This window comes from Kribbella sp. NPDC049227 (genome assembly GCF_043197265.1).
Classification (GTDB): domain Bacteria; phylum Actinomycetota; class Actinomycetes; order Propionibacteriales; family Kribbellaceae; genus Kribbella.
Genome location: NZ_JBICST010000001.1, coordinates 1077961 through 1102458, shown reverse-complemented (window position 1 = coordinate 1102458; position 24498 = coordinate 1077961). Strand labels below are relative to the sequence as shown.

General features: G+C 68.4%; 20 protein-coding genes. 10 read left to right on the top strand and 10 right to left on the bottom strand.

What is annotated here, in order from left to right:
* The first annotated feature begins 13 nt into the window (after positions 1 to 13).
* Positions 14 to 1684, top strand: a complete 1671-nt coding sequence (locus tag ACGFH6_RS05525; protein ID WP_393380740.1) for a uroporphyrinogen-III synthase — start codon at positions 14 to 16, stop codon at positions 1682 to 1684.
* Positions 1685 to 1688: 4 nt separating this feature from the next.
* Positions 1689 to 2675, top strand: a complete 987-nt coding sequence (gene hemB / locus ACGFH6_RS05520; RefSeq protein WP_393380739.1) for a porphobilinogen synthase — start codon at positions 1689 to 1691, stop codon at positions 2673 to 2675.
* An 82-nt stretch (positions 2676 to 2757) separates the two neighbouring features.
* Here the strand turns inward: hemB and ACGFH6_RS05515 are convergent, their stop codons facing one another.
* The 6 genes from ACGFH6_RS05515 to ACGFH6_RS05490 form a co-directional block, all read right to left on the bottom strand.
* Positions 2758 to 3597, bottom strand: coding sequence for an alpha/beta hydrolase (locus ACGFH6_RS05515; RefSeq protein WP_393380737.1), 840 nt, complete (start codon positions 3595 to 3597; stop codon positions 2758 to 2760).
* A 71-nt stretch (positions 3598 to 3668) separates the two neighbouring features.
* Positions 3669 to 4499, bottom strand: a complete 831-nt coding sequence (locus tag ACGFH6_RS05510) for a carbohydrate ABC transporter permease (RefSeq protein ID WP_393380735.1) — start codon at positions 4497 to 4499, stop codon at positions 3669 to 3671.
* Positions 4489 to 5427 (bottom strand): carbohydrate ABC transporter permease, encoded by a 939-nt coding sequence (locus tag ACGFH6_RS05505; protein ID WP_393380733.1) that lies wholly within the window; start codon positions 5425 to 5427, stop codon positions 4489 to 4491. The genes ACGFH6_RS05510 and ACGFH6_RS05505 overlap by 11 nt, the downstream gene beginning before the upstream one ends.
* Positions 5424 to 6671: an ABC transporter substrate-binding protein gene (locus tag ACGFH6_RS05500; RefSeq protein WP_393380731.1), complete on the bottom strand. Its 1248-nt coding sequence runs from the start codon at positions 6669 to 6671 to the stop codon at positions 5424 to 5426. Before ACGFH6_RS05500 ends, ACGFH6_RS05505 begins: the two co-directional genes overlap by 4 nt.
* A gap of 27 nt (positions 6672 to 6698) precedes the next feature.
* A complete protein-coding gene (locus tag ACGFH6_RS05495) occupies positions 6699 to 8294 on the bottom strand; it encodes an FAD-dependent oxidoreductase (protein ID WP_393380729.1) in 1596 nt (531 codons plus the stop codon).
* On the bottom strand, positions 8294 to 9319 hold the full coding sequence (locus ACGFH6_RS05490) for a LacI family DNA-binding transcriptional regulator (RefSeq protein ID WP_393380727.1): 1026 nt from the start codon (positions 9317 to 9319) through the stop codon (positions 8294 to 8296). The genes ACGFH6_RS05495 and ACGFH6_RS05490 overlap by 1 nt, the downstream gene beginning before the upstream one ends.
* Positions 9320 to 9489: 170 nt before the next feature.
* On the opposite strand from ACGFH6_RS05490, the gene ACGFH6_RS05485 reads away from it, so the two are divergent.
* Together ACGFH6_RS05485 and ACGFH6_RS05480 are read left to right on the top strand one after the other, a co-directional pair.
* Positions 9490 to 11664: a glycosyl hydrolase family 28-related protein gene (locus ACGFH6_RS05485; RefSeq protein ID WP_393380725.1), complete on the top strand. Its 2175-nt coding sequence runs from the start codon at positions 9490 to 9492 to the stop codon at positions 11662 to 11664.
* Positions 11661 to 12605 (top strand): glycoside hydrolase family 26 protein, encoded by a 945-nt coding sequence (locus tag ACGFH6_RS05480; RefSeq protein WP_393380723.1) that lies wholly within the window; start codon positions 11661 to 11663, stop codon positions 12603 to 12605. The genes ACGFH6_RS05485 and ACGFH6_RS05480 overlap by 4 nt, the downstream gene beginning before the upstream one ends.
* Here ACGFH6_RS05480 and ACGFH6_RS05475 read toward each other — a convergent pair.
* Positions 12602 to 14368 (bottom strand): hypothetical protein, encoded by a 1767-nt coding sequence (locus ACGFH6_RS05475; protein ID WP_393380721.1) that lies wholly within the window; start codon positions 14366 to 14368, stop codon positions 12602 to 12604. The genes ACGFH6_RS05480 and ACGFH6_RS05475 overlap by 4 nt on opposite strands.
* Positions 14369 to 14582: 214 nt before the next feature.
* Between ACGFH6_RS05475 and ACGFH6_RS05470 the strand changes: the two genes are divergently transcribed.
* From ACGFH6_RS05470 to ACGFH6_RS05455, 4 genes are read left to right on the top strand one after another with little or no spacing between them, the layout of a single operon-like run.
* Positions 14583 to 15542, top strand: coding sequence for a carbohydrate ABC transporter permease (locus ACGFH6_RS05470; RefSeq protein WP_393380719.1), 960 nt, complete (start codon positions 14583 to 14585; stop codon positions 15540 to 15542).
* On the top strand, positions 15532 to 16416 hold the full coding sequence (locus ACGFH6_RS05465) for a carbohydrate ABC transporter permease (RefSeq protein ID WP_393380717.1): 885 nt from the start codon (positions 15532 to 15534) through the stop codon (positions 16414 to 16416). The genes ACGFH6_RS05470 and ACGFH6_RS05465 overlap by 11 nt, the downstream gene beginning before the upstream one ends.
* 22 nt (positions 16417 to 16438) lie before the next feature.
* Positions 16439 to 17767 (top strand): ABC transporter substrate-binding protein, encoded by a 1329-nt coding sequence (locus ACGFH6_RS05460; protein WP_393380715.1) that lies wholly within the window; start codon positions 16439 to 16441, stop codon positions 17765 to 17767.
* 25 nt (positions 17768 to 17792) lie between these two features.
* Positions 17793 to 18932 carry a Gfo/Idh/MocA family protein gene (locus ACGFH6_RS05455; protein ID WP_393380713.1) on the top strand — a complete coding sequence of 380 codons (1140 nt, stop codon included), beginning with the start codon at positions 17793 to 17795 and terminating at the stop codon, positions 18930 to 18932.
* A gap of 58 nt (positions 18933 to 18990) precedes the next feature.
* Here the strand turns inward: ACGFH6_RS05455 and ACGFH6_RS05450 are convergent, their stop codons facing one another.
* Positions 18991 to 19752 carry an SDR family oxidoreductase gene (locus tag ACGFH6_RS05450; protein ID WP_393380711.1) on the bottom strand — a complete coding sequence of 254 codons (762 nt, stop codon included), beginning with the start codon at positions 19750 to 19752 and terminating at the stop codon, positions 18991 to 18993.
* Between the two features lie 78 nt (positions 19753 to 19830).
* Between ACGFH6_RS05450 and ACGFH6_RS05445 the strand changes: the two genes are divergently transcribed.
* The gene (locus ACGFH6_RS05445) at positions 19831 to 20397 is read left to right on the top strand and encodes a TetR/AcrR family transcriptional regulator (RefSeq protein ID WP_393380709.1); all 567 of its coding nucleotides are present in this window, start codon (positions 19831 to 19833) and stop codon (positions 20395 to 20397) included.
* A gap of 7 nt (positions 20398 to 20404) precedes the next feature.
* On the opposite strand, the gene ACGFH6_RS05440 is transcribed toward ACGFH6_RS05445, so the two are convergent.
* Positions 20405 to 21817, bottom strand: a complete 1413-nt coding sequence (locus ACGFH6_RS05440; protein ID WP_393380707.1) for a sensor histidine kinase — start codon at positions 21815 to 21817, stop codon at positions 20405 to 20407.
* A gap of 62 nt (positions 21818 to 21879) precedes the next feature.
* Entirely contained in the window at positions 21880 to 22800 is a 921-nt protein-coding gene (locus tag ACGFH6_RS05435; protein WP_393380706.1) for a phosphotransferase enzyme family protein, read from the bottom strand.
* Between the two features lie 216 nt (positions 22801 to 23016).
* On the opposite strand from ACGFH6_RS05435, the gene ACGFH6_RS05430 reads away from it, so the two are divergent.
* Positions 23017 to 24474 (top strand): hypothetical protein, encoded by a 1458-nt coding sequence (locus tag ACGFH6_RS05430; RefSeq protein WP_393380704.1) that lies wholly within the window; start codon positions 23017 to 23019, stop codon positions 24472 to 24474.
* Positions 24475 to 24498: the final 24 nt, after the last annotated feature.

Here is a 24498-nt window from a genome sequence, read left to right as displayed (position 1 = left end):
GGCGAAGGCAGACGTGAGCAGCGCGAAGACAGCGGCCACCGCAGCATCCAGCACACCTCAGAAAGTGCCGGCGAAGGCCGCCGCCACCACCACGGTCAAGCAGACCAGACCACTCGGCCATGTCACGTTCGTCGGCGTCGGGCCGGGTGACCCGTCCCTGCTGACCTTGGCCGGCCGCGACGTTCTGGCGAACGCCGACGCGGTCGTTGTCGAGGGCCCCGAGCACAACCCGTTCCTGGCGTACTGCCGGCCGGGCGTCGAGGTGATCGACGGGTCCGGCGCCGAGGGCAGCCGGGCGCTGAAGGTCGCCGCCCGGGCCCGACTGGTGGTGAAGACGGCCAAGACCTCGGCGAACGTGGTGCGCCTACTCACCGGCGACCCGTTCACCTTCTCCAGCGGAGCCGAGGAGGCGTCGGCGTGCCGGAAGGCCGGCATCGGCTTCAACGTCATCCCCGGGGTCAGCGAGGTCAGCGCCGTTCCGACGTACGCCGGCATCCCGCTGACGATGAAGGGTGACCGCGAGGTCACCGTGCTCGACCTGGCCGAGGCCAAGCTCGACCTCGGCCGGCTGCACCCGAAGCAGACGCTGGTGCTGCTGAACGCCATGGACGTTCTGAAGGACACCGTCAGCGCTCTGGTCGAGTCCGGCTTCGACGGCAGCACGCCGGTCGCGGTGACTGTCGGCGGTACGACGACCGCACAGACCAGTGTGGTCGGGACCTTGGAGACGATCGTCGCGGACCTGCGCGCGGCCAAGGTGACCGGCGAGGCCGTGATCGTGGTCGGCGCCGTGGTCGAGCAGCGCGAGGCGCTGTCCTGGTTCGAGACCAAGCCGCTGTTCGGCTGGCGGATCCTGGTGCCGCGCACCAAGGACCAGGCCGGGCCTTTGATGGATCGGCTGAGGCGCTACGGCGCGATGCCGGAGGAAGTGCCCACCATCTCCGTCGAGCCGCCGCGCAACCCGCAGCAGATGGACAAGGCCATCCGCGGCCTGGTCGAGGGCCGGTACGAGTGGGTCGCGTTCACTTCGGTCAACGCGGTGAAGGCGGTCCGGGAGAAGTTCGACGAGTACGGCCTGGACGCGCGGGCGTTCTCCGGGCTGAAGATCGCCGCGGTCGGCGACAAGACCGCCGAGGCGATCGGTGCCTGGGGCATCCGTCCCGACCTGGTCCCGTCCGGTGAGCAGTCGGCCGCCGGTCTGGTCGAGGACTGGCCGCCGTTCGACGAGGTGCTGGACCCGATCAACCGGGTGTTCCTGCCGCGCGCGGACATCGCCACCGAGACGCTGGTCGCGGGGCTGACCGATCTCGGCTGGGAGGTCGACGACGTGACGGCGTACCGGACCGTCCGGGCCGCGCCGCCGCCCGCGCCGACCCGCGAGGCGATCAAGTCCGGCAAGTTCGACGCGGTCGTGTTCACCTCCTCCTCGACGGTGCGCAACCTGGTCGGCATCGCCGGCAAGCCGCACGCGTCCACGGTGATCGCGGTCATCGGCCCGGCCACGCTGAAGACGGCCGAGGAGCACGGCCTGCGGGTCGACGCGATGGCCGAGACGCCGGCCGCCGAGGAGCTGGCCGACGCCCTCGCCCGGTTCGGTGCGGACCGGCGTGACACCATGGTCGAGGCCGGTGAACCGGTCACCCGCCCGTCCGAGCGGCGCTCGGGCTCACGCAGGAAGAGCTAGGTCCGTGTCTGGTGGTTTCCCGGAGGTCAGGCCGCGGCGGCTTCGGTCGTCGGCGGCGGTGCGCAGGCTGGTCGCGGAGACCACGCTGGAGCCGCGGCAGCTGATCCTGCCGATGTTCATCCGGGAAGGCGCCCGGGAGCCGATCGCGATCAAGTCCATGCCGGGCGTCGTGCAGCACACCCGCGACACCGCGCGGAAGGCGATCGCCGAGGCGGCTCAGCTCGGACTCGGCGGCGTGATGCTGTTCGGCATACCTGCCGTCAAGGACGAGGTCGGGTCCGGTGCACTGGATCCGGACGGGATCCTCAACGTCGCGATCCGGGACGCTGTCTCGGAGGCCGGCGACGCGTTGCTGGTGATGTCGGACCTGTGCCTGGACGAGTTCACCTCGCACGGGCACTGCGGCGTACTCGACTCCTCCGGGCGCGTTGACAACGACGCGACGCTGTCGATCTACGCGGAGATGGGCGTCGCGCAGGCTTCGGCCGGCGCGCACGTGGTCGGCCCGTCCGGGATGATGGACGGCCAGGTCGGCGCGATCCGTACGGCGCTCGACGCGGCCGGTCACCTGGACACGGTCATCCTGGCGTACGCCGTGAAGTACGCGTCCGCGTTCTTCGGTCCGTTCCGCGAGGCGGTGGACTCGTCGCTGCAGGGTGATCGGAAGACGTACCAGCAGGACAGCGCGAACGCCCGCGACGCGATCCGCGAGGTCGACCTCGACATCGCCGAAGGCGCCGACATCGTGATGGTGAAGCCGGCCCTGGCGTACCTCGACATCATCCGCCAGGTCCGCGACCACGTGAACGTCCCGGTCGCGGCGTACAACATCTCCGGCGAGTACGCGATGGTCGAGGCCGCGGCCGCCAACGGCTGGATCGACCGCGACCGCGCGATCCTGGAGACCCTGACCTCCATCCGCCGGGCCGGCGCCGACACCATCCTCACCTACTGGGCAGCAGAAGCCGTACACCTCCTGAACCACCACTGAGGTAGGCGCCCGACGACTACGCCTGGCGGATCGGCAGACTCGTTGCTTTGAGCAACGATCAGGTCTCTGTGCGGTCTGCGGATCAGGAGTGGTGGTTCTGGATGAAGGTGAGGGTGGTTTCGGCTACGGGTTCCCACGCGGAGTCGATGACCAGGGAGTGGCCTCGGGCGGGGAGTTCCTCGATTTCGGTGATGGACGGGTTGTCGAGTTGCTTGCGGTACGACGCGTTGGTGATGGCCCAGGGGATGGTGTGGTCCTTCTCGCCGGAGAGGAACTTCATCGGGCCGCGGTTCGGGTTGGCTCGGTCGACCGCCGTCTCGCTGTTCGGGTTGAAGTTGGCGACCGCCGCCTGGAACAGCGGCAGCCCGGGCCCCGGCACTGGGAACTCGTCGTACAGTTTCCGGGCCTCGTCCTCCGGTACGGCGTTGACGAAGGCGTACCGGAACTGGCGGTAGGTCAGCATCACGGCCTTGTTCCGGTTCGCCGGATTCCGTAGGGCCGGGAAGGACGCCCGCAGCGCGGACAGAGGCAACGGCAGGATGCCTCGCCCAGGCGCTGGGTCGATCGGGACCGAGACAGTCGCGAGGCCCATCCCGGCCAGCTTCTGCGTGATCAGCCCGCCGAACGAGTGCCCGACGATCGCCGGCTTCCGCTCCAGCCGCGAGATCATGTCCGCGTAGTACTCCGTGATCGCGCCGACCGACTTCCCCGCGAAGCTCGCGGGATTCGCCCGCCCTTCGCCGACGCTCTCCGGATCATCCGGCCAGCCCGGCGCCACCGTCGCGTACCCGGCCGCCTCGAACTTCTCCCGCCACCGCTGCCAGCTCCCGGCCAGCAACCACAGCCCATGCACGAACATCACCACCGGCCGCCCCGAGGTGTTCGCGATCTCGACCTCGCCCAACTCTCGTGCTGTGGCCATCCGCCCGCACCCCCTTTCGCGCAGTAGACCACAATCCCCACGCGCGGAGAAGCGGACGGGCCGCGGGGCGATCAGCCCTTCAGACCGGTCTGGGCCAGGCCCTCGACGAACTGGCGTTGGGCCAGTACGAAGATGATCAGCACCGGCAGCGCCGACAGGGTGGCGGCGGCGAGTTGGGTGTTCCACATCGGGCCGCCGTACGCGTCGACGTACTGGGTCAGCGCCTGCGGGATGGTGAACTTGGACTTGCTGGACAGGAAGACGATCGGCTCCAGGTAGAGGTTCCAGCTGTGCAGGAAGGTGAAGATGGCGACCGCGCCGATCGCCGGCCGGGCCAGCGGGAGGCAGACCCGCCAGAACAGGCCGAAGCGGCCGAGACCGTCCACGCGACCGGCTTCCTCGAGCTCCGCGGGGAGCGTGATGAAGAACTGCCGCATGATGAACGTCGCCAGCACGCTGGGCGCACCCAGCATCGGGATCAGGATGAGCGGCCAGTGGGTGTCCACCAGCCCGAGCGTGTCGAACATCCGGTACAGCGGGATGATCGTCACCTCGTTCGGCACCAGCAGCCCGGTCAGCACGATCACGAACACGATGCCGGCGCCCCGGAACCGGATCCGCGCGAAGGCGTACCCAGCCAGTGCCGACACCGCCAGCGTCCCGAGTGTGACCACCGCTGCGATGTAGAGACTGTTCAGATACTGCCGGCCGAACGGCTGCAGCTCGAACACCTGCCGGTAGGCGTCCAGCGTCGGCGACCCCGGCAACAGCGACGGCGGGAACGCGAAGATCTCGGACAGCGGCTTCAGCGACGTCGTCGCCATCCACCAGATCGGGAACACGAACGGAACACAGCACACCAGCAGTACGCCGTACAGCAGCACCTTGAGCTTAGGACTCATGGAACACCCACCTTCGCCGCATCCGCCACTGCACGACTGTCAGCACGAGAACAATCAGGAACAGCAGCAGCGAGAGCGTCGCGCCGTACCCGAAGTGGTGGAACTGGAACGCCTGCTGGTACAGGTAGTAGACCAGCACGGTCGTCGACGTCCCGGGCCCTCCCTGCGTCAGTACGGCGATCTGCGCGAAGACCTGGAGCGAGCCGACGATCGTCAGGATCATCGTCAGCAGGATCGTCGGACTGATCAGCGGCACGGTCACCCGGCGGAACCGCGCCCATGCCGACGCTCCGTCGATCCGCGCCGCCTCGTACAGCTCCGCCGGCACACCCTGCAGCGCGGCGAGGAACAGGACCATGTTGAGACCGACGTTCTTGAACAGCTGGACCACGATCACCGACGCCATCGCCGTGCCGCCGGACCGCAGCCAGTTCGGCCCGTCGATCCCGAGTACGTCGAGGAACGCGTTGACCCCACCGTTGTCCTGGAGCAGGAACCCCCACACGATCGTCCAGGCGACCAGCGTCACCACGACCGGCGAGAAGAACAGCGTGCGGAACACCACCGTGCCCCGGAGTTTCTGATTCAGCAGCACGGCCAGGAACAACGCCAGGCTGAGGTTCAGCACTACCAGACCGGCCGAGAACAATCCCGTTGCCCTGAGCACCGGTCCGAGCTGCTGGTCGTTCGTGAGCGCCGTGTAGTTGTCCGCTCCGATGAAGGTGAAGGATCCGGCCAGCACATTCCACTCGTGCAGGCTGTACCAGACCACCAGCCCGAGCGGGACGATGACGAAGGCAACGATCCCGGCGAGCTGCGGCGCGACCATCAGCCATCCGGCCAACTCGTCGCGCCGCCGCATCGTCCAGTATGGCGCTTTGTCCGTCAGCGCCGGCGCCCGGGCCGGCTTCTCCAGGAGCAGGGTCATTTCGCCAGCAACGGGTTGATCTTCGAGCACACCCCGGCCAGCACGGCCTTGACGTCCGCGTCCGGCTTCCACAGCGGGTCGAGGGATGCACGGACGGTCTGCTGGATCTCGGCGTACCCGGTGTGGCTGGGTTTGATCGTGCCGCGTTCGATGCCCTGGACAACGACACTGTCCAGCTGCGCCGGCTTGAGCAGGGGATTGGCCTTGCCCAGCGTGGCAGCGTTCAGCTGCGACTTGCGGGGCGGCGGGAAGAACTGCGCGAGCTTGGCCGAGTTCTCCGCGTTGGTGAAGTAGGCCAGGAACTGCTTGGCCGCGTCGGCGTGCTTGCCGCGCTTGAACACGCCGATTCCAGCCTGCCCGACGACGGAGTAGTCACCCGCCGGACCCTTGGGGAGCGGGACGAGGTCCCACTTGAACTTCGCCTTCTCCAGCAGTGCGGCCCGGCTGATCTGGGTCAGAATCATCCCGGAGTCGCCCGCGAAGAAGTCCTTCGTCACGCCCGGGCCCGGCATGCCCTTGTCGGTGAAGACCAGTTTGTGCAGGAACGTCATCGCGTCCGCCATCGCCGGCTGGTCGAACTGGCACGTCTTGCCGTCCTCGCTCCATGGCCGCGCACCCCAGCCGGCCCAGACCGCGTTCAGCGTGTCCCAGCCCTTGTAGTCGAAGTCGCCGACCACCAGCCCACCCTTGCTGCCGCGAGCCTGAACCGCGGCGGCGGTCTTCGCGGCCTCGTCCCAGGTCCAGGTCCCGGCCGCGATCTGCTCGGCCGGCGCCGGCCGCCCGGCCGCCTTCACCAGGTCGGTGTTGACGAAGACCCCGAGTGGCGAGGTCGAGAACGGGTAGGCGTACAGCTTGCCGTCCTTCTCCCAGTTGGCCGTCGTACTGGGCACCAGGTCGGCGTCCTTGTCGATCGGCTCGAGCGCGCCCGAGGTGACGAAGTCGGGGGCGCTGCTCTCGAAGATCCAGGCCAGGTCCGGCACGTTGCCGCCGCCGATCTGGGTGGTCAGGGTGGTCGTGTAGCTGTCGAACGGGATCGGCTCGAACGTGATCTTCCCGACCTCGGGATGATCCTTCTTGTAGCCGGCCGCGATCTGGTCGAACAGCGCCAGGTGCTTGGCGTTCGCGCTCCAGATCGTCATCCGCAGGTCGACCGGTCCGTCGTCGGCCGAGCTGGACCCGCCACCGCCACAGCCGGCCAACGCCAGCAGGGCCGCGGCGGACAGTGCCGCTGTCAGCGTCTTCATCAGGTGTCCTCCATCAGTAGCCGGTACTCAGTAGCCTGTGATGGCCGGCCAGTCGAGTTCGATGCCCTGGGCAATCAGCCGGTCCTGGAACTGGCCGAGCAGGGCGGGGGTGCCGCGAACCGCACGCGGGCTGACGTCGCGGTCCAGGCAGAAGGCTGCGAGCAGACCGGCGGCCTCGCCGACGTTCCACTCGACCGGGTGCAACCGGTAGCAGCCGTTGGTGATGTGGGTGGTGCCGAGGTTCTTGTTCGCCGGCAGCAGGTTCTCGACGCGTTGTGGGATCAGCGCGCCGAGCGGGATCCGGAACGGGCTGCTGGCCACGTCGATGTAGTTGTCCCCGCCGGTCGACGGGTGCAGGTCGATCCGGTACATCCCGATCCCGACGCTGTCGTCGTACTCGACCGCACCGCGGTCGCCGCGCGTGGCGGCCGACAGATCCTGCTCGACGATCGTGTACTCCGCCTTGATCCGCCGGGACTCCCGGATGTACGGCGCCTGGGCGAGGCCGTCGGTGGACCCGAGCAGATCGCCCCGCAACCGCAGCCCGGGGAAGCCGGCGCCACCATCGGCGCGGGGCGCCTCGGTCTGGAGCCAGTAGAGGACCGCGTGCGACAACTCCTTGGCCGCGGCCAGGTGCTTCGCCGCATCCGGTACGTCGATGACCGGGCCCTCGAAGTAGTCGATCATCGGCCAGTTCACCAGGCAGATGTCGCTGTCGTAGGCACCGGGAACGAAGTGCCGGCGGGCCGCGATCCGGCGGAAGGTCCACAGGTTCGTGTCGCCGCCGGTCCGCCGCTGATCGGCGACCACAGCGAGCGGGTCGTCGTCGGGGTTCGGCGTGAACGTACGCCGTGAGCTCTCCAGCGTGCGCGGATTCGGCGCCGTCCAGGACAGCAGCCGATCGCCCCAGAACGACGGCTGGTAGTTCCGCCAGAAGGCGTAGTTGGCCGGCTTGTCCCCGACGTGGTCACCGTCGACGTGGTCGACCGCGAAGCAGTACGACACCGCCTGCATGTTGAGTGGCTGTGCCTGCGCCGGCGCACTCGGCTCACCGGTCTCGCTCTGCGCCTCGAACCCGGTGACGTACTCCGTCCCGGTCAGCGGCAGCAACTCCCCGGTCTCGGTCGCGTCCAGGATGTACGGCGCCGTCACGGTGACCTGCTCGTCGCCGACGCGATGCTGCACGGTCACCGCGGTGACCCGATCGCCGTCGGTGTCAGCGGCCACCGGACGGTACGGCTGCAGGACCTGCAACCGCCCACTCGCCCGGTACGGCGCGAGCATCGCCTCCAGCACAGCCAGCGCCACCCGCGGCTCGTGACAGAGCTTCGACACGTACCCGGCACCAGGGTTGAGGTGGACATCCGCACGCGACGCCGAGGTCAGCGGATAGTGGCGGCGGTAGTAGGCCCGGATGCCCTCCCGCAACGCTCGGTACGACGCGGTGACGCCGAACTGCTCGACCCAGCTGTGCTCGTCCGGCGGGACGGCCTGGCTGGTCAACTGCCCGCCGAGCCAGTCGAACTCCTCGGTCAGGACGACCGAGCGACCGGCGCGCAGCGCGGCCAGGGCTGCGGCGACTCCGCCGAGCCCGCCGCCGACCACGAGAACATCTGTATGCATCAGACCCCTTTGCTGGGTGGAGTGAGGGTGGTGCCGTCGGTCAGCTCGCAGGGGAGCAGCAGTTGGCGCTCGGTGGCGGTGCCGCTCAGGATCGCCTCCAGCAACTCGACCGCCTGCAGCCCCATCGCCCGCCGCGGTACGTGGAAGCCGGTGAAGTCGATGTCGCTCTCGGCCGGCCGGGTCGAGTCACCGAGGGCGATGACGGACAGGTCGGCCGGGACCTGGACGCCCCGCGCGGTCGCGGTCGCGAGCAGGGCGACGGCATCGGCCCGCTCCTCCACGAAGACAGCGGTGACCTTCCGCTCCAGCAGAGCGTCGAGCAGTGCGCCGGGATCGGCTCCCGGCAGCCACGGCGCGCGTGCTCCGGCGGCCGCCCGGAAGCCGAGCAGCCTGTCGGCCGACGATTCGGCACCGGCCCCCGGGCCGGCGAAGGCGATCCGCCGGTGCCCGAGCGCCAGCGCCTTCTCCACCACGACCCGCGTGGCCTCGACATAGTCGGCTCCGACGTACGGGACCGGGCCGCCGGCGTCGTCGCGGCGCCCGACGGAGACGAACGGATACTCCTCCGCGATCAGCCGGGCCAGCTCGTCGGCCGGGATCTGACGACCGAGGAGCAGGCAGCCGTCGGCGATCCGGAGCCGGTTGTTCTCATGGAAGATCTGCCGCCGTCCGGACGTCACCGGCGCACTGGTGAACAGCAGCAGGTCCAGTCCCAGCTGCTCCGCGCAGTCCTCGATGCCGGCCAGGAACGGGTGGTAGAAGTCGCCGCTCGCGCTCGGGAACACCGATTCGTAGGTGAACACGCCAAGGATCTGGTTGCGCTGCTTCAGCATCCGGCGGGCCAGCGGATCGGCCTGGTAGCCGGTCTCGCGGATCACCTTGAGGACCCGGTCGCGGGTCTCGGCCGGGATCCGTGCGGTGGCGTCGCTGCGGTTGTTCAGCACCAGCGACACCGTGGTCTGACTGACCTTGGCCAGCCGCGCGATGTCGCGCTGGGTGAGTCGGGTGGTCGCCTTGTCCGGCATCGATCAATCCTTCGCAGTAATACGCATTGCCGTGAACCGTAGAGCAGCCGCCGAATCGTCGTCAAGAGCCCGATAGTGCTGATAATGCGAATTACCATTGCCAGGATCTTGACCTGCGGTGCGGCGGCGAAGAACACTCACGGCAGTCCGCTCATCGCGAGGAGGTCTCCATGCTGAGTCGTCGCCACTTCACCGGTCTGGCCGCCGCAGCCGTCGCAAGCCCTGTCGTGCTCCTCTCCCAGCCGGCGTCGGCGAGCCCGGTCGGCGCCGACTCCCACGGGCCCGACCGCGACCCGGTCGGCTTCCGGTCGGCGTACGACGCCTGCCCACCCGATCCGACCGCGGTCGTGCTCGGATCACCAGGCTTCGAGGTGTCCGGTGACGCGACGGCCGCACTGCAGGCGGCAGTCGACGAGGCTTCCCGGCGCGGCACCGTCAACCGGCTCGGCGACATCCTCGGCGGTGGCCGCGACTTCCCGCTCGGCGACGGTGGCGGCATCGTCCTCGTCCCGCCCGGCACCTACCGCCTGTCCGCGCCGATCGACGTGCACGACTCGGTGCGCATCATCGGCTTCGGCGGGCAACGCCCGCGGTTCGTGCTGGCGGAGAACAGTCCCGGGTACGCCGGGCCCACGCCACGCGACGTGTTCTCGTTCCGGCGCCGGCCGGTCGGTGGGCCGATCACCTACGCGAACAACGACACCTTCGGCTCCGGACTGATGAACCTGGACGTCACGATCGGCGCCGGCAACCCGCAGGCGATCGCTGTCCGGTTCGGCGGCGCGCAGTTGTGTGTCCTGCAGGATCTCGACCTGGACGTGGGCGACGGCCGGGCCGGGATCGACCACAACGCGAACCTGATCCAGCGGGTCCGCGTCCGCGGCGGCGCGGTCGGCTTCAACGCGTACGCCGCCTCGGCCGGGTGGCCGACCACCGTGCTGGACTGCCGCTTCACCGGACAGCGCGAGACCGCGGTCCGGGCGAACAACGATGCGAAGCTGGTCCTCGTTCGCACCGTCCTGGGCGGCGCTCCGCGCGGTGTCGAGTGCGTTCCCGGCCAGTTCCTCCATCTCTACCTGGAGAACTGCGTTCTCGACGACGTTGCCGAAGGCATCGTCATGAACGACAGCGATCAGTTGCCCGGGGCCACCGATCCACGAATCCGGAACAGCAACCAGGTCAACCTGATCGACAGTGTCGTCCGCGGCACACCGACTCTGCTCACACTGGCTCAGAGCGGTCGACGGACCCCGGCCCGGGACGGCGTCGTGCGAGAACTCACCTACGGCCTGCGGATCACTCGCGGGCTCTCGTCGCGTGAGTCGCGTGCCGACGGTGTCGTGGTGTCGTTCGGATCCCGCGATACCCGGATCGGTGAGTTGCTGGAGTCCGACGTACCCGATCTTCCGCCGGTGTCCGGGTGGGTCAGCATCACCGACGTGGCTGCGCGGATGGGACGGACCGTCGGCTCGGGGGGTGACGATCTTGCTGTCTTCCAAGCCGCCGTGGATCGGCATGACACAGTCTTCGTGCCGATCGGTGCGTATGTTCTCGCCGGGACGTTGCGGCTGCGGAAGAACTCCAACCTGATCGGCCTGCATCCCCGTCAGACGTGGCTACGCACACCGGACGGTACGGCGTACTTCGGTGATCCCGAGCGGCCGCGGGCGTTGGTCGAGACCCCGGCCGGCGGGCGCAACATCGTGCACGGCCTGGGGCTGGACACCGCCCGGAACACGCCGGGTTCGGTGAACCTCAGTTGGCGGTCGGGACGTGGGTCCTACCTGGCCGACATCACCACCCAGTTCGTGAAGTGGCATCCCGACGACGTCGCCAGCGGCGATCCCGGCTACACCTACAAGGGCAAGCACAAGTACGGCGTCTGGGTCCGCGGTGGCGGAGGCGTCCTGTCGAACATCTGGAGTGCGGCCGGCTGGGCCGACAACGGACTCCTGATCGAGTCATCGAGCGTCCCGACGTCGGCGTACGAGCTCTCGATCGAACACCACCAGTACCGCGAAGTCGTCCTCCGGCACGTGTCCGGCTGGCGGTTCTTCGGCCTGCAGACCGAGGACCACATCTACGGCTGGCAGTCCCAGGCCGTGGAACTCGACCACTGCCACGACCTGCTCTTCGCCAACTCCGTCCTCTTCCGCGTCGCCACGGTTCTCGGCCCGTCTCCGTACGGCGTCGGCCTCGAGCAGTCCCGCGACATCATGTTCCGCGGCAATCGCGGCTACCGCGACAAGACCCCCGAGTTCACCCAGTGGGGTGCGTCCGCCGCCGGTGTCCGCACCGCCCGCGTCGTCCCCGACCCGGAGTTCACCGTCCTGGACATCCGATGATCCGGCGACTCGCGATCCTCCTGGCAACAGCGCTCCTGGTGACGCCGCTCGCCGCCCCACCCGCCACCGCGGCGGCGACCTGTGGTCCGGCAGGCGACCTGATCCCGGCTCAAGGTGCGCTCTTCGGTGCCTATGCGTACGAAGGGGTCGGCGACCTGTCCCAGCCGGAAGCGCTGGAGGCGAAGATAGGTCACCAGTTGCGGATCAACCACAACTTCCAGCCCGGCGAACTGCCGCGCCAGCGGATCGCGGCCGACATCGCGGACGGCCGGATCCCGATGATCTCGTTCGCCGCGGGTGACGAGGTCGCGCTGGCGCAAGAGTGGGACACCGGCGCACTCGACCAGCGAGCGATCGACGAAGCAGAAGCCCTGGCCGGGTACTGCGTTCCGATCTTCTTCCGCTTCACCTGGGAGTTCGATCTCCGCTACGTCGACACCGACCTGTTCAAGCGGGTCTGGATCCGGGTCCGCAACATCTTCGCCACCCGGGCCCCGAACGTCGCCTTCGTCTGGAACCCCACCTGGCGCGCCTTCAGCGAGACGAACAAGGCGGTGCCGTTCTACCCCGGCGATCAGTACGTCGACTGGATCGCCGCCGACGGCTACTCCCGCCCCAAACCCGACAAGCCCGAGTACAACTACCGCTCCTTCGACTCGATGTTCCGCGCCGCCCACACCTTCGCCGTCGAGCACGGGAAGCCCTTCATGGTCGGTGAGACCGGCGTGCACCGCGACGACACGGACCTGACCCGCCAGGCCGACTGGCTCGACACCACCCGCGCCGACGTCAAGGCGTCGTACCCGCAGCTCAAGGCGTTCCTGTACTTCCACACCGACGGCGACGACACCGACAACCACTGGCGGGTCGACACACCGGCGGCGAACCCGGCGTTGAGCTCGCTGGCCGGGTTCGCCTCCGATCCGTACTTCAATCCCTAGGCCGTCCGCAGCCGGAGCACTTGACGGGTCGGGATGCGGCCGGTGAGGTACACGCGGAGGCCGTCCGGGGTCAGGTTGCCGCCGAGGTAGGTGTAGCGCTCGCCCGGGTCCATGCCGACCCGGGCGGCGCCCGAGCCAGGGCCGAACTCGATCCGGTCGGAGCCGACGGTGTAGCTGCCGGTGCCGCTCACCAGCTGGTAGTTGCCTGGGGCATCCAAGGCCTCGACGCCGGCCAGCGTGCCGCCGGGCCGGAAACAGAGCTCGATCGCGTACGACGTCTCGTCGCCGTCGAGATCGAAGGTCAGGTCGAAACCGTTGCCGACCTCGACGACGGTGACCTCGGTCCGCAGCGTGCGGAACTGCTTCGGCCGGTGCGGGAAGTCCATCGACGCGTAGAACCGGCCGTCTGGCGTCAGCGCGTACAGCCCGTCCTTGCGCCGGTACCGCTTGGGCAGCGGCAGGTGGTACGGCACCTTCACCTCGTCCGCGAGCTTGAAGCTGCGATCGCCCGTACGGCGCAGTCCGTCGCTGCGGAAATGGCCGGTACTGAAGAACTGTGGCGACAACCGGACCGAGTCGAGGATTGCGGCACCCTGGCGGAGCTTGAAGAAGGTCGGGTTGGTGGACAGCCCGGACGAGATCACCGGGAGGTCGTGGAAGTCGGTCCCGCCGAACACGGTCGCGGTCCGGTCGCCGCGCCGGATCCGGGCTGACCCCTGGGTCGGGAAGTGCTGGGAGAAGTCGGTCGGTACGGGCTCGGCGGCGGGCAGGACCGCGGACAGCTCCGGCCGCTCGAGCACCTCGGCGAGGAAGTCGCCGAGCTCACCGGTCCCGCGCTGCTCGATGCTCTTGGCAACGGTCGCGAACCGTCCGTCCCGGTCGTGCAGCGCGAGCTCGCGGTACTGCGTCAGGTACCACCAGACCTCGCGGATCCCCTTCTGGTCCTGCCGGCGCGACGCGGTCGTGTCGACCTCCCCGTTCGGCTCCAGCAGGTACAGCGTCGAGTCCAGGTTGCGCCGGACGTACCCGAGCAGTTCCGGCTTGTCCCGCAACCAGGCGATCGTCAGCAGACAAGGGTTCGTCACCTCGGCGGCGTACGTCGAACTCCGCTCGCTGTAGAAGCCTTCCGGAGTCGCGTCGATGCCCTCGTCGAGCCAGTCGTCGATCCGGGCGGCGTACCGGCGATCCGGGAACAGGTGGTGGGTCCGCGCCAGGGCGGCGGAGACTTCCCAGCGGTGGTTGGGCGTGTGCACACCACCGCTGGCCAGTGCCGGGCCGGCCTTCCGCAGTACCTGATCGAGGATCGTGCGGTGCGGCAGCGTGGCCGGCTGGTCGTCGGCGTCGAGCAGGGCGTAGAGCATGCAGACGTCCTGGATCGCGAACGCGCTGTCCGGCGGTGAGTGCAGGTTGCCGACGTCGTACAGGCCGTCGTCGTGCTGCCGCGCGGCCAACTGCTCGACCAGCCACTGCAGCGGGGCCAGCAGCGAGCCGTCGTGGTGGTACGACGACCGGCCCCAGACGTACCCGGAGATGAGGCGCCGCGCCTTGCGGGCCACGGTCCGGATGCTGTCGGAGGCGTTCTGGTAGTTGCCGAGCACCAGCGGGATCTGCTTCTGGTTGGCGTTGGTGAGAACGGTCAGGAAGTCGTCGTCCACGGTGGCTCCTGCGGCGGTCGCCGCGGCGGTGGGGTGCTGGGTGGTCGAGTGCAGTGCGCCGACCGTGAGAGTGGTCAGCGAACCAGCGAGAAAGGTACGGCGCTGCATCGGGCGGCCTCCACGGAGAATCACAGGAAAGCGGTTTCCCATTGCGCAGAACTGTTGCCTCGGGAGTTTGTCCTGTCAAGAGCTCGCAGCTGACCGCATCCGGTCAGTCCGGCCGTTTCCGAGGTCTTGCGTAAACCGGTTTCTCGTACTAGCTTGACCGGCCAAGGCAAACGCTTTCCGGCAACCGCCTGGAGCTTTCCGGAGGGAAGAAAGTATGAGTGCGCTGGGTGAGCTCGGCAGCCTCCGGCGGAAGAAAGTGGCCGGGCAGCAGCCGAACCGGGGTCGTTGGACCGGGAAGGTGAAGAAGAAGGACAACCTGTCCGCGTACCTGTTCCTGACGCCGTGGCTGCTCGGGCTGTTCCTGATCACCATCGGGCCGATGCTGGCCTCGCTCTACCTGTCGTTCACGGACTACAACCTGATCCAGGCGCCGAAGTGGATCGGGCTGGAGAACTTCACCCGGATGCTGTCCGACGAGCGGCTGCACAACTCGCTGCGGGTGACCTTCACCTACGTGTTCGTCTCGGTCCCGCTGCAACTGGCGATCGCCTTGCTGCTCGCCGTCGTACTCGACCGCGGCGTCCGGGGGATGGCGTTCTACCGTTCGGTCTTCTACCTGCCGTCGCTGCTCGGCTCGAGCGTCGCGATCGCGGTCCTGTGGCGGCAGGTGTTCGGCACCGAGGGTCTGTTCAACCAGTTGCTCGGCCTGGTCGGCATCGACGGCAAGGGCTGGATCTCCGACCCGAGTACGGCGCTCGGCACGCTGGTGGTGCTGAACGTGTGGACGTTCGGGTCGCCGATGGTGATCTTCCTGGCCGGCCTGCGGCAGATCCCGACGATGTACTACGAGGCGGCCTCGGTGGACGGCGCCGGCGTACTGCGCCGGTTCTTCAGCATCACGCTGCCGCTGCTCACCCCGATCATCTTCTTCAACCTGGTGCTGCAGATCATCCACGCGTTCCAGTCGTTCACCCAGGCCTTCGTGGTCTCCGGGGGAAGCGGCGGGCCGTCGGACTCGACCATGTTCTTCACGCTCTACCTCTACGACCGGGGCTTCGGCAATTTCGACATGGGCTACGCGTCCGCGATGGCGTGGTTCCTGCTCGTGATCATCGGGGTCTTCACCGCGGCGAACTTCTTCGCCTCGAAGTACTGGGTGTTCTATGACGACTGAGACGATCCGCAGCAGCCTCGCCGCGCGGCGGACCACCGGTGTGAGCTGGGCCCGGGTCCGCCCGGTCCTGATCCACGTCGCGCTGGCCGCGGCCGCCCTGGTGATGCTCTACCCGTTGATCTGGATGGTGGTCAGCTCACTGCGGCCGGGCAACGAGATCTTCCGCGAGCCCGGGATCCTGGTGAGGGACCTGCACATCGACAACTACCGGCTCGGCTGGAACGCGCTGGCCGAACCGTTCACCCGCTACCTGCTGAACTCGGCGGCGGTGGTGCTCGGCGCGATCCTCGGCAACCTGGTGTCGTGCTCGATGGCGGCGTACGCGTTCGCCCGGCTCGACTTCAACGGCAAGAAGTTCTGGTTCGCGATCATGCTGGTCAGCATCATGCTGCCGATCCACGTGGTGATCGTGCCGCAGTACATCTTGTTCTCGCAGGCCGGCTGGATCAACACGTTCCTGCCGCTGGTGGTGCCGAAGCTGCTGGCCACCGACGCGTTCTTCGTCTTCTTGATGGTGCAGTTCATCCGCGGCATCCCGCGCGAGCTGGACGAGGCGGCCCGGATCGACGGCTGCGGCCGGGCCGGGATCTTCCTGCGGGTGATCCTGCCGCTGATGACGCCGGCCCTGGCCACCACGGCGATCTTCACCTTCATCTGGACCTGGAACGACTTCTTCAGCCAGCTGATCTACCTGACCGATCCGAAGATGTACACCGTGCCGGTCGCGCTGCGGTCGTTCGTCGACGCGACCTCGAGTACGAACTGGGGGTCGATGTTCGCGATGTCGGTCGTCTCCCTCGTTCCCGTCTTCCTCGCATTCCTGCTCGGCCAGCGGTTCCTGATCAAGGGCATCGCCACCACCGGCATCAAGTAACTCCCCGAAAGGTGCACACATCATGAGGCCGCTCATCCCACCCACCGCAGGCCGGCGCCTGCGGGCCCTGGCCGCCGTCGCGATCGCTTCCACCCTGCTGGCCGCCAGCGCGTGCGGTGGTGACTCCGGCGGTGGCGGCGCTGGCGACTCCGCCAACGGCGAGGTCACCCTCCGCTTCACCTGGTGGGGCGGCGACACCCGGCAGAAGATGACCCAGCAGGCCATCGAGGCCTTCCAGAAGGACCACCCGAACATCAAGATCAAGGGTGAGTTCGGCGAATGGTCCGGGTACTGGGACAAGCTCGCCACCACCGTCGCGGCCAACGACGCGCCGGACATCATCCAGATGGACGAGAAGTACCTGCGTGAGTACGCCGACCGCGGCGCGCTGCAGGATCTGAAGAAGGCCGACGGCCTGGACACCGGCAAGTTCGAGAAGGACACCCTCAGCGCCGGTGAGTTCGACGGTGGTCTCTACGGGCTGAACGCCGGGATCAACTCGTTCGCCGTGGTCGCCAACCCGGCCGTGTTCAAGGCCGCCGGGGTCGCCCTGCCCGACGACACCAAGTGGACCTGGGACGACTACACCCGGATCGCCGCGGAGATCACCGCCAAGTCGGGCGGCAAGGTGTTCGGGACCGGTGCACCCGGTACCAACGAGGCCGCGCTGAACCTGTGGGCACGCCAGCACGGCGAGTCGCTGTGGACCCAGGACGGCAAGCTCGGTATCTCGGCCGGTCAGGTGACCGACTTCTACAAGAACCTGCTGAAGATGCGCGACGCGAAGGCGATCCCGTCGGCCGAGTCCATCTCGCAGGACATGAACGCGCCGCTGGACCAGTCCGCGATGGCGACCGGCAAGCTGGGCATGAGCTTCATCTGGAGCAACCAGCTGGTCGCGTTCAGCAAGGCGGCCGGGACCGAGCTCAAGCTGCTCCGGATCCCGAGCACCGACGGCCAGGCGGCCGACAACGGCTCGTACTACAAGGGCTCGATGTTCTGGTCGATCTCGTCGCGGTCGAAGCACCAGAAGGAGGCGACCGAGTTCGTCAACTTCCTGGCCAACAGCACCGCCGCCGGCAACATCCTGCTGGCCGAGCGGGGCGTGCCGCCGAACACCGAGATCCGCGCGGCGGTCGACCCGAAGCTGCAGCCGGCCGACGCCGCCTCGTCGAAGTTCATCCAGGACATCGGCAAGGAGCTCGGTGACCCGTCGCCGGCGCCGCCGGTCGGTGGTGGTCAGGTGGAGAAGATCACCCAGCGCTACACGACCGAAGTACTGTTCGGACGGCTGACGCCCGACAAGGCGGCCCAGCAGTTCATCGACGAGGTCAACGGGGAGCTCAAATAGTGTTGCTGACGGCAACTGATTGGCGATGACGCCTCGCGTGGCCGTGGCAGGTGTCCACGGCCACGGGGCGTCCCACGTCCGCAACGTCGTACGACTGGCCGCCGAGGGGAAGGCGCAGCTCGTCGCTGTCGCCGACCCTCGGCCGGCCGAGGATCTGCCCGCAGGGGTCGAGGTCTTCGCTGGGCTGGACGAGGTGCTCGCGTCGACGGCGGTCGACGTGGTGATCATCAGTACGCCGATCCAGACGCACGTTGCGCTGGCCGAGGCGGCGTTGCGGTCCGGGGCCGACGTACTGCTGGAGAAACCTCCGACGGCGTCGCTGGCGGAGTTCGAGAAGTTGTCCGCGGTCGTCGCTGAGACGGGCCGGGCCTGCCAGGTCGGCTTCCAGGCTCAGGCGTCGAAGGCCACCTTGACGTTGGCGTCGATGATTGCCGACGGGCGGCTGGGCGAGATCCGGGGGATCAGCGCGGTCGGTAAGTGGGTGCGGAAGGCGCAGTACTTCCAGCGGGCGCGGTGGGCCGGTCGACGGACGCTCGACGGCATCGCGGTGGTCGACGGCGCGGTGACGAACCCGCTGGCCCATGCGACCGCGGCCGCGTTGTTGCTCGACGGGTCGACCGGGGTGGACGACGTACGGTCCGTCGAGACGGAGTTGTTCCGCGCGAACCCGATCGAGTCCGACGACACGTCCACGGTGCGGATCGTGACGAGTCGCGGTACGACGATCCTGATCGCGGTGACGCTGTGCGCGTCGGAACATCTCGAGCCGCGGGTGATCGTGCACGGGTCCGCTGGTCGCGCCGAACTGCGGTACACGACGGACATGCTCGAGATCACCGATGGCAGCGGTACGACCGAGACGACGTACGACCGGGCCGGGTTGCTGGAGAACCTGCTCGATCATCGGGCGGACCCCGGCGTACCGCTGTATGTCCCGCTGGCCGCGACCGGGGGATTCACTCGCGTCGTCGAAGCCGTACGAGTGGCGGAGGAGCCGGCCGAGATCCCGGGCGGGCTGGTCCGATGGGAGGGCGAGGGACTCGAGCGGCGGCCGATCGTGCTCGACGTGGAGAAGTGGGTGGATCGGGCCGCCGACGAACTCGCCGTGTTCAGCGAACTCGGCGCGCCGTGGACGCCCAGGCCATCACAATCGTCCTCGGCGTAGGCCAGCTCCGCCTGACGCCGCGGTTGGCTCGTGATTGTGATGGCCTGGCGGTCCGGTGTCAGCGTTCGTTCGGGCCGAGCCAGAGGCCGCCGTTGGCTTCGAGGACCTGGCCGGTGACCCAGCGCGCGTCGGCGGACGCGAAGAACGCGATCACGTCGGCGAGGTCGGCGGACTGACCGTGCCGGCCGAGGGCGACCATGCCGGCCACCAGTGCGGCGGAGTGCGGGTCCTGCAGCCAGCCGTTCATGTCGGTCTCGGTGATGCCGGGAGACACCGTGTTCACGGTGATCTGGCGCGGGCCGAGGGTCCGGGCGAGCGAGCGGGTGAAGACGTTCAGTGCTCCCTTGGTCATGCCGTAGCCGATCTCCGGCTGGGCGAACCAGGTGACACCCGACGACACGTTGACGATGCGGCCGCCGTCGGGCATCAGTGGCAGGACCCGCTGGGTGACGAAGAGCGGCGCCTTGACGTTCACCGCGATCAGCCGGTCGAACGCTTCGGGCGTGATGCCGTCGATGCTGTCGGCGTAGTCGATGACGGCGGCGTTGTTGACCAGGATGTCGAGACCGGCGCCGTCGAGTCCGGCGACCAGGCCGTCGTACAACGTGTCGACGTCGCCGTCGGTGCCGAACTCCGCGCCGACGGCGAACGCGTCCCCGCCGGCGGCGGCGATCGCCTGCACGGTCTCCTTGGCTGCCGCCTCGTTCGTGCCGTAATGCACCCCGACGCGCGCACCGTCCGCGGCCAGCCGCTCGGCCGCGGCCCGCCCGATCCCGCGTGATCCACCGGTCACCAACGCCGTCTTTCCCTGCAAGCTCATATCGTGGCCTTCCTCGAAGTGGAACGATCCCTAACATCAATGTAAGGGAACGATCCCTAACATTGCTACTCTGTTCTCATGAGGACCCGTAGAAGCTCGGACGAGACCCGCGCACACGTGCTGGAGATCGCGCACGAGCTGTTCTACTGGCAGGGGATCCGGGCGATCGGTGTGGACCGGATCGCCGCCGAGGCCGGCATCGCCCCGACCACGCTGTACCGCCTGTTCGCGTCCAAGGACGATCTGGTCGCGGCGTACGTCGACCGCGCCTACGAGGCGTACCGCGAGTGGTTCCGTACGTCGCTCGAACGTGGTGGCGACGACCCGCGCGACCGGGTGCTGGCGCTCTTCTCCGAGCAGAACGCGATGCTCCAGCCCGAAATCTGCCGGGGCTGCCCGTTCCTGATGGTGCTGACCGAGTTCCCGGACGAGAAGCTGGCCGGGCACCAGCGGGCGATCCAGTTGAAGGAGTGGGTCCGCGACCAGTTCGTTGCCTTGGCCAACGACCTGGAGGCCGATGATCCGGACCAGTTGGCTGCGCATCTCACGCTGATCTTCGAGGGCGCCTACGCCTCGGTCCAGGCGCTCGGCAGCGTCGGGCCGGCAGCCCAGGCCCGCCCGCTGGTGGAGAGCCTCCTGAAGTAGGCGAGCGTCAGCGGGGCAGTGCGAGAGTGAAGGTCGTGCTCTCGGGCTGGGAGGTGAGGGTCAGGGTGCCTTGGTGGGCTTGGGTGATCGAGTGGGCTAGGGAGAGGCCCAGGCCGGCGCCGCCGGAGGTTCGGGTGCGGGAGGTGTCGGCTCGGGTGAAGCGCTGGAAGACGGTGGGTTGCAGGTCGGCGGGGATGCCGGGTCCGTCGTCGTGGATGGTGAGGACGGCGGAGTGGGCGGACGCGGTCAGGGCGACCGTGACCGTCGTACCCGGAGGCGTGTGACGGCGGGCGTTGCCGAGGAGGTTGGTGACGACCTGGTGCAGGCGTTGCTCGTCGCCGACGACGACAACGGGATCCGGCGGCAGGCTCAACCGCCATACGTGCTCGGGCGCTACGATCCGCGCGTCGGCGATCGAGTCGCGTGCCAGCCGGCTGAGGTCCACCGGACGACGGTCGAGCGGACGGCCCGCATCGAGGCGAGCCAGCAGCAGGAGGTCCTCCACGAGCGCCGCCATCCGGGTCGCCTCGACCATCACCTTGCCCATCGCCTGCGTGTACAACTCGGGATCCCGCCGCTGCAGACTCAACTGCGCATACCCGTGAATCGTGGTCAGCGGTGTCCGCAGCTCATGGGACGCATCGGCAACGAACTGCCGCACCTGCAGCTCACTCCGGTGCCGCGCGTCCAGCGACCGCTCCATGTGGCCCAGCAACGTGTTCAACGCGACCGCGACCTGACCGACCTCGGTCCGTTCGTCCGTCAGCCGTGACGGCACCCGCGCGGTCACCCCGATCTCACCGGTGTCCAGCGGCAACCCAGCCACCTCCCGAGCCGTCTGCGCGACTCGCCGCAGCGGCCGCAGTTGCCGTCGTACGACGAACACCGCGGCACCGCCCGCAGCCAGCACGCCGACGCCGCCGAACAGCACCTCCCATCCGATCAGACTGTTGACCGTGTCGTCGATGTCCTTGGTCGGCAACCCGGTGATGACCGTGACGTCGCCGATCCGGGAAGCGTGCACCCGGTACTGCCCCAGACCGGGAACGTCCACGGTCGCGTTCGTGCCACCGGCGGGTACGGCCTCGAGGACAGCGAGGTCCGGGTCGGGCAGGGTGGTGACCTCGCCGGCGGTGGTGATCACGTTGCCGATGGCATCCGACACGCTGCGGTAGACGGTCACCGTGCCGGCGTCCTGCCCGTGCGGAACGTCCGGCGGCGGCTTGTTCCCGCCGCCGTTGGTCAGTACGCCGAGCGCCCGCCCGTGCGTCGCCATCACCTTGGAGTCGAGTTGCTTGGTCAGGTACGAGCTGATGGCAGCCGTCGTCAGCACACTGATCAGCACACTCACGACCGCGACCAGCAGGACGACCGCGGCCGCGACTCGTGCGGTCAGCGAGGCAGGCACGAACCGCGTCATAGACCCAGCATGAGCAACCAGCCCTGGAGGAACCTCCGCGCCGGCTGGGGAAATGCTGTGAATCAGAGGATCTCGGCCGCGTCCTGCCGCAGCGCCTCGAGCTCGTCCGCGGCCCACCCCTCGGTCCGCGACTCGGTGCCCCGGAACGCCGGCTTGTCGACCAGGTGGAAGCGCAGGTTGAAGATCCGGCCGACGACCCGCAGGTACGGAATGGCGGCTTCGTCGGCCGCCACGATCGGCCGCCGCTTCGTGTATCCCGACTTGAACGAGGACCAGTACGGCGTCGACGCGACGCCCGTGAAGTCCGCGGCCCGGGGACCGATCGCGGCCAGGTCGAAGTCGAGCAAGAGCAGTCCCTGCGGCGTCAGCAAAACGTTGTCGAGACTCGCGTCGCCATGGCAGACACCATTGTCGGAGTACTGCGTGACGTTGTTCCGTACTGCGGCGGCAAGCTCGCGGAGCAGGTTTTCCTCCGCGCGGTCGATCGCGAGGATCTGTTCGAGCGGTTCGTCGAGCCGATGCGCGACATCCGCCGGACGACGCCGGTACGGCGACGAGTAGTTGTCGGCGGCATCGTGGAACGCGGCCAGTTGCGCGCCGAAGGCAGCGTACAGCTCGTCGTCGAACGGCGGCTGTGGCGTGGTGCCGTCGACGAACTCGGACAGGGTGAACGGTCGTGGTCCCTCAGGTGCATCGAGGACGCCGACAAGGTCACCGGAAGGCAACGGGCGAATTGCTGGAACGAGCAGTCCGGTGGAGCGCAGATGTTCCGAAAGCCCTGCCTCCCAACGGATTTCGTCCGGGTGGCGTCCGTCGTACCGATAAAGCTTGACGACGTACCGGACGTCCCCGGTGGTCAGCACATAGACGTCGTTGACCAGTGACCGCCGCAGCTCGCAGCCGGTGAAGCGGAGGCCGTAGAGCTCGCCGAGGTGAGCGCTCAGAGCGCGTGGGTCAGGCAACGATCGCAGGGTCCGGACCATGGCCTGACCCTAGGAGACGGGGTTCCGTAATTCCTCTGAATTCGAGGTGTGAAGTCCGGACGGAATGGGGAGGTTCGCAATGTTTCCGGATTCGCCTCCCCTTCTGGGGCCGGGAACCGGTAGCCTCGTTCAGCGGTCCTTGGGGGAGGCCTACCGAGCCACCGCATCCATCCCGACGAACTGCCGGAGAGCCCAAACCGGTCAGGAGACCACGTCTTGCAGGAGAACACCAGCAATCCCAGTACTGGCGAACTGGCGAACGTACCCCTTACCGGTGCGGACAAGGTCGCCTATGCCTTCTACGCCACTGCGGCCGCGGCCGCACTAGTCGGCCAGGTCTGGGCCGGCGTGACCCATATCCCCTGGCCCGAGGAAGGCTTCTCGCAGTTCCTCAAGATCGCCGTCGTGACGCCCGCGGTGGCCGTGCTCGAGCTCGGTGGTGTCGCCACCGCAGCGCTGGCCGACCTGCGCCGGCGCAAGGGTGAGCAGGCCTACGCCTACCGCGCGATGTCGTTCTTCGCGGCGCTGGTCGCGGTCGTCTTCAACGTCGTCGGTCACTGGCGCCCCGAGGAGCGGTTCCTCGCCTTCGGCTTCGGCGGCCTGTCCGCGTTCGCCTACGTGCTCTGGCTGATCCACAGCTCGGCCCGCCGCCGCGACGCACTGCGCCGGGCGGGGCAGATGCGCGAGACTGGCCCGGTGTACGGCGTGGTCCAGTGGGTGCGCGAGCCGCGCGTGACCTGGCTGGCGCGGTCGCTGGCGATCGAGCACGGGTACAGCCTGTACGAGAGCCTGCGCGCGGCCCATCACCAGATCCGGAACAAGTCCCGGCGCGACGCCATCGCCGGGACCGTTGCCGAGTACATCCGTTCCGAGCACCAGGACGAGCGGCTCGCGAAGATCGCCGAGACGACGTACGACCCGGACCGGCTCGCCGGGATGCTCGAGGAGCGGATCAACTACGAGGTCATCACCAGCAAGCTGACCAAGGCGATCTCGCCGCCGCCGGAGCCCGAGGAGCGTCCGGCCGTACCGGCTGCGGTCTGGGTGCTCGAGGGTGGGCAGCCGCGCCGGGCCGAGAGCACCGGGGTGTCGTTGCGCGACGAGGACGCCTGGACCGGCGAACTGATGGCTGTCGACTACCAGGTCCCCAACGACGAGTCGGTCGCCGAGGCGGTCGTCGTCGAGGACGAGAGCGAGCCGGAGCACGTCGTCCAGAACGGCGCGTCCAACGGTGCGTCCAACGGTGCGGTCAACGGGTCGGTGACGGCGTCGGTGAACGGCAAGCTCAAGCCGCTGGCGCCGCAGCCGAAGGCCGAGCCGGTGGTGCAGAAGCCGCAGCCGCCGTCGCCGTTCGCGGACGCGACGGACACCCAGCCGCCGGCGCTGATCACGACGGCGCCCGCCGAGCCGGTGGCGCGGAAGTCGGTCGTGGACGAGTCGGTGGTGGCGAAGCCGGCGATGGAGTCGGTGAAGATCGAGGAGCCGGCCGCCGAACCGACCGCACTGGAGAAGAAGCGGATGCGGGCGTGGGCGCTGCTGTCCGACTGGCCGGAGGGGCACGAGCGGACGGCGAAGAAGCTCGCCGACGCGATCGCGTCGAGCGAGCCGATGGCCGCACGCTTCATCGAGCAGTACGAGGCCGAGCACGGACTGGTCTTCAGCTCGCAGAACTGACGGACCCCGCGCCGGCCGCACCCC

Coding starts and splice junctions, on each gene's coding strand:
- ACGFH6_RS05515 (WP_393380737.1), bottom strand. CDS start 3,597: ATGGCCACAGCACGAGAGTTGGGCGAGGTCGAGATCGCGAACACCTCG.
- ACGFH6_RS05510 (WP_393380735.1), bottom strand. CDS start 4,499: ATGAGTCCTAAGCTCAAGGTGCTGCTGTACGGCGTACTGCTGGTGTGC.
- ACGFH6_RS05505 (WP_393380733.1), bottom strand. CDS start 5,427: ATGACCCTGCTCCTGGAGAAGCCGGCCCGGGCGCCGGCGCTGACGGAC.
- ACGFH6_RS05500 (WP_393380731.1), bottom strand. CDS start 6,671: ATGAAGACGCTGACAGCGGCACTGTCCGCCGCGGCCCTGCTGGCGTTG.
- ACGFH6_RS05495 (WP_393380729.1), bottom strand. CDS start 8,294: ATGCATACAGATGTTCTCGTGGTCGGCGGCGGGCTCGGCGGAGTCGCC.
- ACGFH6_RS05490 (WP_393380727.1), bottom strand. CDS start 9,319: ATGCCGGACAAGGCGACCACCCGACTCACCCAGCGCGACATCGCGCGG.
- ACGFH6_RS05485 (WP_393380725.1), top strand. CDS start 9,490: ATGCTGAGTCGTCGCCACTTCACCGGTCTGGCCGCCGCAGCCGTCGCA.
- ACGFH6_RS05480 (WP_393380723.1), top strand. CDS start 11,661: ATGATCCGGCGACTCGCGATCCTCCTGGCAACAGCGCTCCTGGTGACG.
- ACGFH6_RS05475 (WP_393380721.1), bottom strand. CDS start 14,368: ATGCAGCGCCGTACCTTTCTCGCTGGTTCGCTGACCACTCTCACGGTC.
- ACGFH6_RS05470 (WP_393380719.1), top strand. CDS start 14,583: ATGAGTGCGCTGGGTGAGCTCGGCAGCCTCCGGCGGAAGAAAGTGGCC.
- ACGFH6_RS05465 (WP_393380717.1), top strand. CDS start 15,532: ATGACGACTGAGACGATCCGCAGCAGCCTCGCCGCGCGGCGGACCACC.
- ACGFH6_RS05460 (WP_393380715.1), top strand. CDS start 16,439: ATGAGGCCGCTCATCCCACCCACCGCAGGCCGGCGCCTGCGGGCCCTG.
- ACGFH6_RS05455 (WP_393380713.1), top strand. CDS start 17,793: ATGACGCCTCGCGTGGCCGTGGCAGGTGTCCACGGCCACGGGGCGTCC.
- ACGFH6_RS05450 (WP_393380711.1), bottom strand. CDS start 19,752: ATGAGCTTGCAGGGAAAGACGGCGTTGGTGACCGGTGGATCACGCGGG.
- ACGFH6_RS05445 (WP_393380709.1), top strand. CDS start 19,831: ATGAGGACCCGTAGAAGCTCGGACGAGACCCGCGCACACGTGCTGGAG.
- ACGFH6_RS05440 (WP_393380707.1), bottom strand. CDS start 21,817: ATGACGCGGTTCGTGCCTGCCTCGCTGACCGCACGAGTCGCGGCCGCG.
- ACGFH6_RS05435 (WP_393380706.1), bottom strand. CDS start 22,800: ATGGTCCGGACCCTGCGATCGTTGCCTGACCCACGCGCTCTGAGCGCT.